This window comes from Aliiroseovarius sediminis (genome assembly GCF_022678485.1).
Classification (GTDB): Bacteria; Pseudomonadota; Alphaproteobacteria; order Rhodobacterales; family Rhodobacteraceae; genus Aliiroseovarius; species Aliiroseovarius sediminis.
On record NZ_JALBYP010000028.1, the window covers coordinates 125632 to 134321 of the forward strand.

An 8690-nucleotide genomic window follows, 5' to 3' on the forward strand; every position below is an offset into this window, starting at 1 on the left:
CCTCGGGTGGTGTCTTCTTCAGCCCCACAGGTCCACAAGGTGGCGGATGTCGGTTCCTGCCTTTTATGGCTATCGGCGGCGGTCAATACATGCGCGGCCCGGGTATGAAAATCATGTCGGACACCGTCCTTGCATAATCCGGCCTGTTGGTAGCTCCGAAACGGACATGTGGCTGGGTCCAGTTTTTTGGCGACCGGGTTGCGCGCCGCATTGAAACAATCGCGTATGATCGAAGCGGCGCAGGCGGAAAAGGATGCATCACCACAGGTGGACGCAAAAGACACGTCCAAGGGTGCCTTGTGCGCGGCAGTTCTGAATGAGACGGTTTCAATGTTATAGTTATTTTTCTGAGTTGCCTGCCCAACATGCAACCGTTCATGAGATGTATAGGGACGCGCGGGGCATGTGACCTGCCTCTCTGATGTTGCGGCACCACCTGTCATTCCGGCGGGCGATCACGTTTATGGGGGCCGTGCATCGCGCGGTCAGGCGATCAGAAGGTGGACGCTGGGGATCTGCACGATCTCGTTCATGTCTTCGTCATAAGCTTCGGTCAGGTCGTCAATCAGATCCTCGGTCCAGCCAGGAAGATCAATTTCTTGCTCGATCTCGTCGGGTAGGGCGTACTTTTCCAGAAAGGTCGCGATCACCCGGCGGCGTTGTGCGTGGCTGGGGATCTCGGTTTGGGTCAGATAATCATGCATCCGTTCGAACCCGTCCGGGTTCATGATGGGGCGCAGAATATCCAACGTGCCGCGCAGGGGCAGATCTTCGTCCACACCGCTGATGATCTGCATGATTTCCGGCCAAAGAAGCGGCGTGTCTTCGTTGCACCACACGGTGATTGGCGTGGTCGGGTTGGCGTCTCGAATAGCGTGAAGCGCATCGGACCAGAACAAGCCACGCGGATCAAGCTGGGCCAAAAGGGGGTCGCGTGCGGGCGCGGGCAGGTCGTTCAGGATTGCCGGCACAAAGGTGGCCGGGTTGCGAATGCCGATGAAAAAGCTGACCTCGTGATTGGCGAATAAGTTGCGCATCCAAGCGGAATTGCGCTGGGCCAAATGGTAAAGTTGATTATGTTCGATGGACCGGTGCGGCGCACCCAAAAAATTCTTGTGCCCCAAAACCAACCGCCGGATGTCGGATTGGTCGATGAACGCGTCCAGAAGCATGTCTTGTGTATCGTTATCTGCACGCGCGCCCTGCAACTTCACCAGCGCATCCGCCAGAAGTCCGCGATACCGTCCCGGGCCCGGCACCGCCACGCCGCGTTTGGCCAGTGCCCCGCTATTTTTCAGCAGCGACTTGACCAATTGGTCGTCATCCGTGCAATGCGCACCAAGATGGATAGAGATTTGCATTCAGATCTGGCCCTTACTTCCCTCGACCCGATAAAACATATGGTGGATTTCTGGACAGTTAAACCTGTTTCAGGCTAAACGGGCGTATGATGACCGACCAAAAGACTCAGATTGCGGCCGTGCGCCGTTCTATTCGACTGCCGGACCTGTGGTCAGTGGGGGCAATGGCGATCGCTCTGCTGGTTTTATTGCCGATCCTGTCGATTGTCTGGCTTGCCATGACGCCTGCGGAAAACGCTTGGCCACACCTGCTGAACACAGCGCTTCCGCGCTATGTCACCAATACGCTGGTGCTTTGTGCGTCGGTGGGGGCGCTGTCTGCGGCGGTTGGCACCGGGTCGGCGTGGTTGATCACGATGTATCGTTTTCCCGGCGCCCGCTGGCTGGAATGGCTCTTGCTGACGCCACTGGCAATCCCCGCCTATGTCGGCGCTTATGCTTTGGTCGATTTTCTGGAATATGCGGGACCGGTGCAAACCGGCCTGCGCGCACTGTTCGGGTGGGAAAACGCCGCCGATTACTGGTTTCCGCAGATCCGGTCGCGCTGGGCGGCGGTGGTGGTGCTGGCAGCCGCGCTGAATCCTTATGTCTTCCTGCTGGCACGCGCCGCGTTCCGCGAACAATCGGGCGACGCGTATGAGGTTGCCCGCGCGCTGGGCGCAGGCCCCTTCGCGCGATTTTGGAAGGTCGGTATGCCGCTGGCCCGCCCCGCCATCGCAGCCGGAGTCGCAATTGTGATGATGGAGACGGTGTCGGATTTCGGCGTGGTCGATTATTTCGCGGTGCAAACCCTGACCACCGGGATTTTCACCGTCTGGCTGGAAAGTCACAACGCGGGAGGGGCAGCGCAAATTGCTCTGGTCATCCTGGTTTTCGTGTTCGTCCTTGCTGCGCTTGAGAAAATCAGCCGTTCACGCAGTCGATTTTATCGCATGTCACGCCAAAGCCGCCCGGTTGAAGCCCGTGCGCTGGCCTTCTGGCCTGGCATTGCCGCACTGATCGCTTGCGCAATTCCGTTTGTGCTGGGCTTTGTTTTACCGGTTTCGGTCTTGATGTCTCATGCCATCGCCAAACCGGAATACTGGTTGTCAAACGGGCTTCTATCCGCGCTATGGCATACGTTGACCGTGGGCGGTATCGCGGCCGTTGTGACCGTGACGGCGGCGCTGTTTCTTGTTTATGGCGTGCGCCTATCGGGTTACGCACTGCCACGCAAGCTGATGCCCCTGACCACTGTGGGCTATGCCGCGCCCGGCGCCGTGCTTGGTATTGGCATCCTGATTCCGATGGCGGCTACGGACAATGCGCTGGCCGACGGGGTGCTGGCGGTGACGGGCTGGGACCCTGGCCTGTTGATGACAGGCACGGCCTTTGCAGTGATTTATGCCTATTGCGTGCGCTTTTTCGCCATTGCCCAAGGGGCGGCGGACGCCGCGATTGAACGGGTGTCGCCCAACCTGCCGATGGCGGCGCGATCACTGGGACGATCCGCGCGCGGCGCGCTGTCGGCAGTCTATGTCCCCTTGATCCGTAATTCCGTCGGGACAGCTTTGTTATTGGTCTTTGTCGACAGCGTAAAAGAGCTGCCGGCAACTCTGCTGCTGCGGCCCTTCAACTATGGCACACTGGCCACCCGCGTGTATGAGCAAGCGTCGCTCGAACAACTGGGCCAAGCCGCACCCCCAGCCCTGATGGTGATTGCCGTAGGCCTTTGCGCGGTCGCCCTGATGGCCCGCGCAAGCCGCCCCTGAACCTTTTGCTTGAACCCGGCGACAGAACCCCGTAAACGCCCATCAAGGCCCCTATAGCTCAGCTGGTAGAGCAACTGATTTGTAATCAGTAGGTCCGCGGTTCGAGTCCGTGTGGGGGCACCATTTCATCAATAATATCAATGATTTACGCGATTCTGCGATGCAGCGAAAATGAGCTGGAAAAATCCGGAAGCATATCGGAAGCAGGTTTTGGGCTGTGGCAAGCGCGATACGGTCAAGAAATAGATTCGGCTACACGGAAAAAACAGGTGGCGCAATGCTGGTTGAGCGATGTCCGAGGTAGGTATTTCTAGCAAGGAATAAGCCATAGCCTCAAATACAGCCGATAATATCTGAAGTCTGAACCCAGCCGAATGATCAAGGTAAATTATGGTATCGTGTAGCTGTAGCTCTCGGGTTCTCACGCTCCTAAACGGTATCGGCGTAGGTTGGCTTCCTTATCGGCTGTGCTCTTTTCTTGGATAATGCGACTTGCCATTTCGCGGACATGCGGGCGAAAAGCTGCCCCGCCACTTTATCCTCGTAGGCGCTAATTTCAACTCCGGAGGTGGTAGGAGATACGAAGCCATAGCGGAGCGTGCGCCTTATCAGTCCGGCAGATCGCATCCTTCCCGGGCATAGACGGTATAAGTCCCCACGTTACCCTTGAGCGAATAGTTACGCCAAGCATCAGCGAACTCTTTGTCTTCGCTGAAATAGGCGAGGTAGTCGAAGGACGCACCATTAAAATACTTTTTCTGCGGACTTTCGTCGACGATCACCACCTGCGGTGCGGTCCGGAAAAAATCGATGAGCACCCGTTTACGCGCTTCCTTGAGGGTTGCGCGGTAGATTGCCTGCTCTGCCGGATCTTCGGTGAGGCTCAGCCGGTAACTTGCCCCGGGAAAAAGCCAAAGCGTGGGCGCGCGGTTGGCCGGGGTGGCTTTGGCGTGGTTTGCTAACGGAAAGCCCGTGGATACGGTTGAGCTGAAGATCTGAAAACTCCGCTCGCCCGGTGGGCAGGTGAAATAGGGCTCGACGGCCTCGGCGAAGGGGCTTTGATAAGGCCCGTTGCGCAATGCCGGAACCAGAAGAAGCATTACAGACATGGCGGCGATGGCGGTTGGCCACCACTGCTCCCGCGTCTGTGAAAGCGTGACCGCCGTCCAGATCACGGCCATTACCACGTAAAGATTGGCGGGGATATGCTGATAGCTCCAGCCTTTCGATTGGATAAGGAAGACTGCGATGGCCGCCGCGCCGGTCAGCACCGCCACTGCGTTCGTCCGAGGCCGCGCCCTATTCATTAAAAGAAGCGCCAGCGCAATGAGGAGCACTAGGATCAGAAAGCCTGCACGGAATAGGGCGAAAAGAAATGGCACGTCGAAGGCGCCGTAGACCTGCACCGTAAGCGGCACGACGCTGTCGAAATAAGCCGGATGCAGGATCACAGCTGCCGCTACATAAAGCACCAGCATGGCCGCCATGACTAGATATTCAACCTTGTACGCTGGTCGCAGACTTCGCTCCGCGATCACTTGGTAGGCGAGGATCGCGAGGGGCAGAAGCAGGAAATAATGCTTGAGCGCGATGCCGAAGGTTGCCCACATCGCGACCGCAGCGCGTACAGGCCGGGCTGCCGGTTCGGAAAGCAGGTTCATCACGAGGAATGGCAAGAACAGGATTGTGAACAGATGGTCGCGCTGCCCGAAATCCCCGATTGGCAGGAGCAGAAGCCCAACCGCCGCCATCGCAAGCACAATACGTCGTGCTGCCGGGGAAAGCCACGTTTCGTGGGCCAGAAGTCTTTGCGACAGGACCAACGAGCAAGCAGTGAGTACCAGCACTAAGCCCTTGAAGGTTGCCATCGGAGCAAGCCCCGTCACCCGCGCGACCCATACCGGGATCGCGGTGAGATAGAAGGCCAGCGGCGGGTTCAATTCTAGGATATCGGCATAGATCTGCACCCCGTCGAGCCACCAGCCCGTCGAAATCAGGTACCAACTGATATCGTGGCTCAGATGCGTCCCCCATAAAAGGTAAACAGCGGTGGCCATGATGATGGCGGGGGCGGTGAGATCTCGGATCATGTGCGGAAGACAAAGAATTTCATCATGAGGAAAGAACAGACCGGCACCAGCACGAGCACGGTCACGAAGGATGTCATCGGTGCAAGACCGGCCAACAAGATCGGGATAAGCGCGGCGAGCGACAAGCCCATCCCCGTGGCGGCGACGAAGCGGGTCATCTCGTCGGGCGCGTGGGCAGGTTGTCTGAAGGTCAGGAACTTGTGGCCGACATAGGCGAAGGTGGCGGCGATTATATAGGCCAGCACCGAGGCGGCAAGCGCGACAAAGCCGAAGATCTCGCTGAATACCGCTGCGAGCACGAAGTAGAGTGCGGAATTTACCACACCCATGCCCGTGAACCGCACCAGTTGGCCGATCACACGTTTTTCAATCATTGGACCCTTCCGATGGCGGCGTATTGCGCGCCGAGTGGCAACCAATGCAGCCGCCGCTCTAACGCCCGGAACTTCGGACGGTTGCTCGGGAAGAAAACAAAGTTTCGTGTCGCCACCTCAGCCAGCCCTGCGCGGCGCATGTACCCGCGCATCTTGCGGGTGCTCAGCAGCACCGCATCTTCGTCGAACGGACAGCGCGCGACCGAAAGCCGGGTACCCGGGTTCACCGGGTTGTGTTCGATCAGGCAAACCATGCCGCCGGGCAATACCACTCGAGTGAGCTCGGCCATGAAACGCGTCCATTGGGCCACCGGTACGTGATGCATCACGCAGATCGACAGGACCATGTCGAAACTGTTGTCTGCAAAGGGTAGCCGTTCGCCGTCATAGGTATCGTAAAGGTTGCGAGGGTTCTCCAGTTTCGCGCGCTCGATGCTTTCGCCTGACACGTCCACGCCGTGGATCGACGAAAACAGGCCTGAAAGAAGCGGGTGCAATGCTCCGATCCCGCAGCCCACGTCCAGAAGTATTGGCTTGGGGTGGTGTGCGAGCCGTAGAGCCAGAAGGTCACGGATCATCAGCGCTTTAGATTTCTGGAAGAAGTCGTGTGACAGGCCCGAGAAACTGATCGATTGCTCAACCGTGTCCACGTAATTGTCGCGATATGCGTCGAATTCTGGTTGCATCGTTTTAACCACGGGACACCAATTTCGGTTGCGGCATTCGCGCCGCCTCTGTAATGCCGATGCTTTCGGAAATGAAATAGAGCGGGCGCTCTTTGCTCTCATTGTGGATGCGCCCAACATAAAGACCGATCACGCCACTGATGAGCAGGTTCACCCCCGACAGGAAGGACAACACCACGATTGTCGAGGCCCAGCCCGCTACCAGCCCACCGGTGAAAAGCGCGATGGCGAAGATGTAGATGCCATAGGTTATTGCCCCCAATGACACGAGCGCGCCCAGCCAGAGCGCGAGCCGGAGAGGGACATCTGAAAATCCGATTACTCCGTCCATCGCGAGGCGCATCATCTTCTTCAGCGGGTACTTGGTTTCGCCGGCAAACCGCTGCGGGCGGTCGAACTGCACGATGGTCTGACGGAAGCCGACCCATGCGAACATGCCGCGCAGGTAACGGTCGCGCTCGGGCATCGAGCGGATGGCCTCGACCACCTTGGCGTCCACCAGACGGAAATCCCCCACGTTGCGCGGGATCTCGACCGACGAGAGACGTGACAGCAGCCGGTAGTAAAGGTTTGCGGACATCTTCTTGAACCGCGTCTCGCCTTCGCGGGCGCGCCGCTGTGCGTGGACGATCTCGTAGCCTTCCTTCCATTTCGCGACAAGGTCGTGGACCACTTCGGGTGGGTCCTGAAGGTCGGCGTCCATGATGATGACCGCCTTGCCCCGCGCGGTGTTCAGCCCCGCAGTCACCGCAATCTGATGGCCAAAGTTGCGCGACAGGCGGATGAGCTTCATGCGCGGATCGCGCCGGGCCGCTGCCGCGATGATTGCGGCCCCGGAATCGCGGCTGCCGTCATCAACGAAGATCACTTCGCAAGGCCCGTCCAGTGCCCCCATTAGGTCCGTCATGCGCACTAGAAGCGCGTCGAGCACATCCTCTTCGTTCATGAAAGGAATTACGAAACTGTATGTGACCAGCGTTTCCATAAAATTTGCCGCCCTATAGATCGTCTAAAGAGAAAAGAGTTTTACTTTAGTTCTCTTTGATCACACGCGAACGGGGCAAAAATATGACTATTTCGGAAGAGAAGCTGATTGCTGAAAAAGAACTCAATTGTTTTCGGTTGTTCGCAGCCCTCGGTCCGATGATCCAAGCACTCGGCCACCACAAAATTGACCGCCTTTCGTCTCTCAATCTGGGAATAATCAGGGGTGAAGGTTTCGTGGTAGCGTGACCTACGTATACTGTTAAAGACACTCATTAGTAGTGCAGTATCAAAAGCTTCTGGCTCGCAGCCGACTTACGGCGAGACAGAGGAAAGCGCAATCAGAACATTATTATATTGTCGACTTCAAGCTATCTTGCCAGCTTGGTTCGCGACTGCGGAGATAGGCCGCTTTCGAGCGGATCCTCAGCGAAATTGACACCGGCACCTATCGCGCCACACGCTGACCGTCACATTAGGCAAGCGCCCTATGTAACGTAACATAAGGCGCTTGCTGTGTTCTGACCGTTCCTATGTAAGGTAACGTTACGTAGGCGGTTGGTGGGCCGTGACCTGCTCCCCTGAAAAGTCCTCGCTTTGAGGTTAGCCTGTTCTCCAACTGAGGAGACAGACGATGAAGAGAAGCCGTTTCAGCGAAGAGCAGATCATTGGCATATTGAAGGAGCACCAAGCTGGTCTTGGTGCGAAGGAGCTGTGCCGCAAGCACGGGATCAGCGACGCCACGTTTTACAAGTGGCGCTCGAAGTATGGCGGCATGGAAGTGTCTGACGCCCGGCGGCTGAAGATGCTGGAGGCCGAGAACGCCAAGCTCAAGAAGATGCTTGCCGAGCAGATGCTCGACGTGGCGACGTTGAAGGAGATGCTGGGAAAAAACTTCTGAGGCCCGGTTCGAGGCGACGTGCCGTGGACTGGGCCATGAAGGAGAAGAGCTATACCCAACGGCGGGCCTGCGCCCTGGCTGGGATTGATCCGCGTGTATATCGGCGGCAACCGAAGCTGTCGGAGGACAAGGCGCTGCGGGCGCGGCTGCGGGAACTGTCGGCTGAGCGTCGTCGGTTCGGCTATCGGCGCCTGCACATCCTGCTGAAACGAGAGGGCTGGGAGCTGAACTGGAAGAAGCTCTATCGGATCTACCGCGAAGAAGGGTTAACAGTGCGTAAACGGGGCGGACGCAAGCGGGCGATTGGGACCAGAGCACCTATGGCAATCCCGCAGTGGCTGAACCAGCGGTGGTCGCTCGACTTCGTCTCCGACACGCTCTCCGAGGGGCGCAGGTTCCGTATCCTGAACGTGATCGACGACTTCAGTCGGGAATGCCTGGCCTCGGTGGTCGACACGTCGCTGTCGGGCATCCGTGTCGCCAGGGAGCTGGATCGGATTGCCGAGATGCGGGGCTATCCTTGCATGGTGGTATCCGACAACG

General features: G+C 58.0%; 7 protein-coding genes, 1 tRNA gene and 1 pseudogene. 4 read left to right on the top strand and 5 right to left on the bottom strand.

Going from position 1 to position 8690, the window contains the following annotated elements:
* Positions 1-485: 485 nt before the first annotated feature.
* Positions 486-1361, bottom strand: a complete 876-nt coding sequence (locus MN186_RS08900; RefSeq protein WP_242114029.1) for a hypothetical protein — start codon at positions 1359-1361, stop codon at positions 486-488.
* An 86-nt stretch (positions 1362-1447) separates the two neighbouring features.
* On the opposite strand from MN186_RS08900, the gene MN186_RS08905 reads away from it, so the two are divergent.
* A complete protein-coding gene (locus tag MN186_RS08905) occupies positions 1448-3112 on the top strand; it encodes an ABC transporter permease (RefSeq protein ID WP_242114030.1) in 1665 nt (554 codons plus the stop codon).
* Positions 3113-3159: 47 nt separating this feature from the next.
* Positions 3160-3235, top strand: a tRNA-Thr gene (locus MN186_RS08910).
* 485 nt (positions 3236-3720) lie between these two features.
* On the opposite strand, the gene MN186_RS08915 is transcribed toward MN186_RS08910, so the two are convergent.
* Genes MN186_RS08915 through MN186_RS08930 form a run of 4 tightly spaced genes read right to left on the bottom strand, consistent with a single transcriptional unit; the run spans position 3721 to position 7247 of the window.
* Positions 3721-5202 carry a hypothetical protein gene (locus MN186_RS08915; RefSeq protein WP_242114031.1) on the bottom strand — a complete coding sequence of 494 codons (1482 nt, stop codon included), beginning with the start codon at positions 5200-5202 and terminating at the stop codon, positions 3721-3723.
* The gene (locus tag MN186_RS08920) at positions 5199-5576 is read right to left on the bottom strand and encodes a GtrA family protein (RefSeq protein ID WP_242114032.1); all 378 of its coding nucleotides are present in this window, start codon (positions 5574-5576) and stop codon (positions 5199-5201) included. The genes MN186_RS08915 and MN186_RS08920 overlap by 4 nt, the downstream gene beginning before the upstream one ends.
* Positions 5573-6262: a class I SAM-dependent methyltransferase gene (locus MN186_RS08925; protein ID WP_242114033.1), complete on the bottom strand. Its 690-nt coding sequence runs from the start codon at positions 6260-6262 to the stop codon at positions 5573-5575. Before MN186_RS08925 ends, MN186_RS08920 begins: the two co-directional genes overlap by 4 nt.
* Before the next feature lie 4 nt (positions 6263-6266).
* Positions 6267-7247, bottom strand: a complete 981-nt coding sequence (locus MN186_RS08930; protein ID WP_242114034.1) for a glycosyltransferase family 2 protein — start codon at positions 7245-7247, stop codon at positions 6267-6269.
* Positions 7248-7330: 83 nt separating this feature from the next.
* On the opposite strand from MN186_RS08930, the gene MN186_RS08935 reads away from it, so the two are divergent.
* Entirely contained in the window at positions 7331-7495 is a 165-nt protein-coding gene (locus tag MN186_RS08935; protein WP_242114035.1) for a hypothetical protein, read from the top strand.
* 385 nt (positions 7496-7880) lie between these two features.
* Positions 7881-8690 (top strand): annotated as a pseudogene (locus MN186_RS08940) (IS3 family transposase); the annotation flags it as partial.

Bases quoted from the DNA above. Each gene is read 5' to 3' on its own strand.
- MN186_RS08905 (WP_242114030.1), top strand. From the start codon at position 1,448: ATGATGACCGACCAAAAGACTCAGATTGCGGCCGTGCGCCGTTCTATT.
- MN186_RS08915 (WP_242114031.1), bottom strand. From the start codon at position 5,202: ATGATCCGAGATCTCACCGCCCCCGCCATCATCATGGCCACCGCTGTT.
- MN186_RS08930 (WP_242114034.1), bottom strand. From the start codon at position 7,247: ATGGAAACGCTGGTCACATACAGTTTCGTAATTCCTTTCATGAACGAA.
- MN186_RS08925 (WP_242114033.1), bottom strand. From the start codon at position 6,262: ATGCAACCAGAATTCGACGCATATCGCGACAATTACGTGGACACGGTT.
- MN186_RS08920 (WP_242114032.1), bottom strand. From the start codon at position 5,576: ATGATTGAAAAACGTGTGATCGGCCAACTGGTGCGGTTCACGGGCATG.
- MN186_RS08900 (WP_242114029.1), bottom strand. From the start codon at position 1,361: ATGCAAATCTCTATCCATCTTGGTGCGCATTGCACGGATGACGACCAA.
- MN186_RS08935 (WP_242114035.1), top strand. From the start codon at position 7,331: ATGACTATTTCGGAAGAGAAGCTGATTGCTGAAAAAGAACTCAATTGT.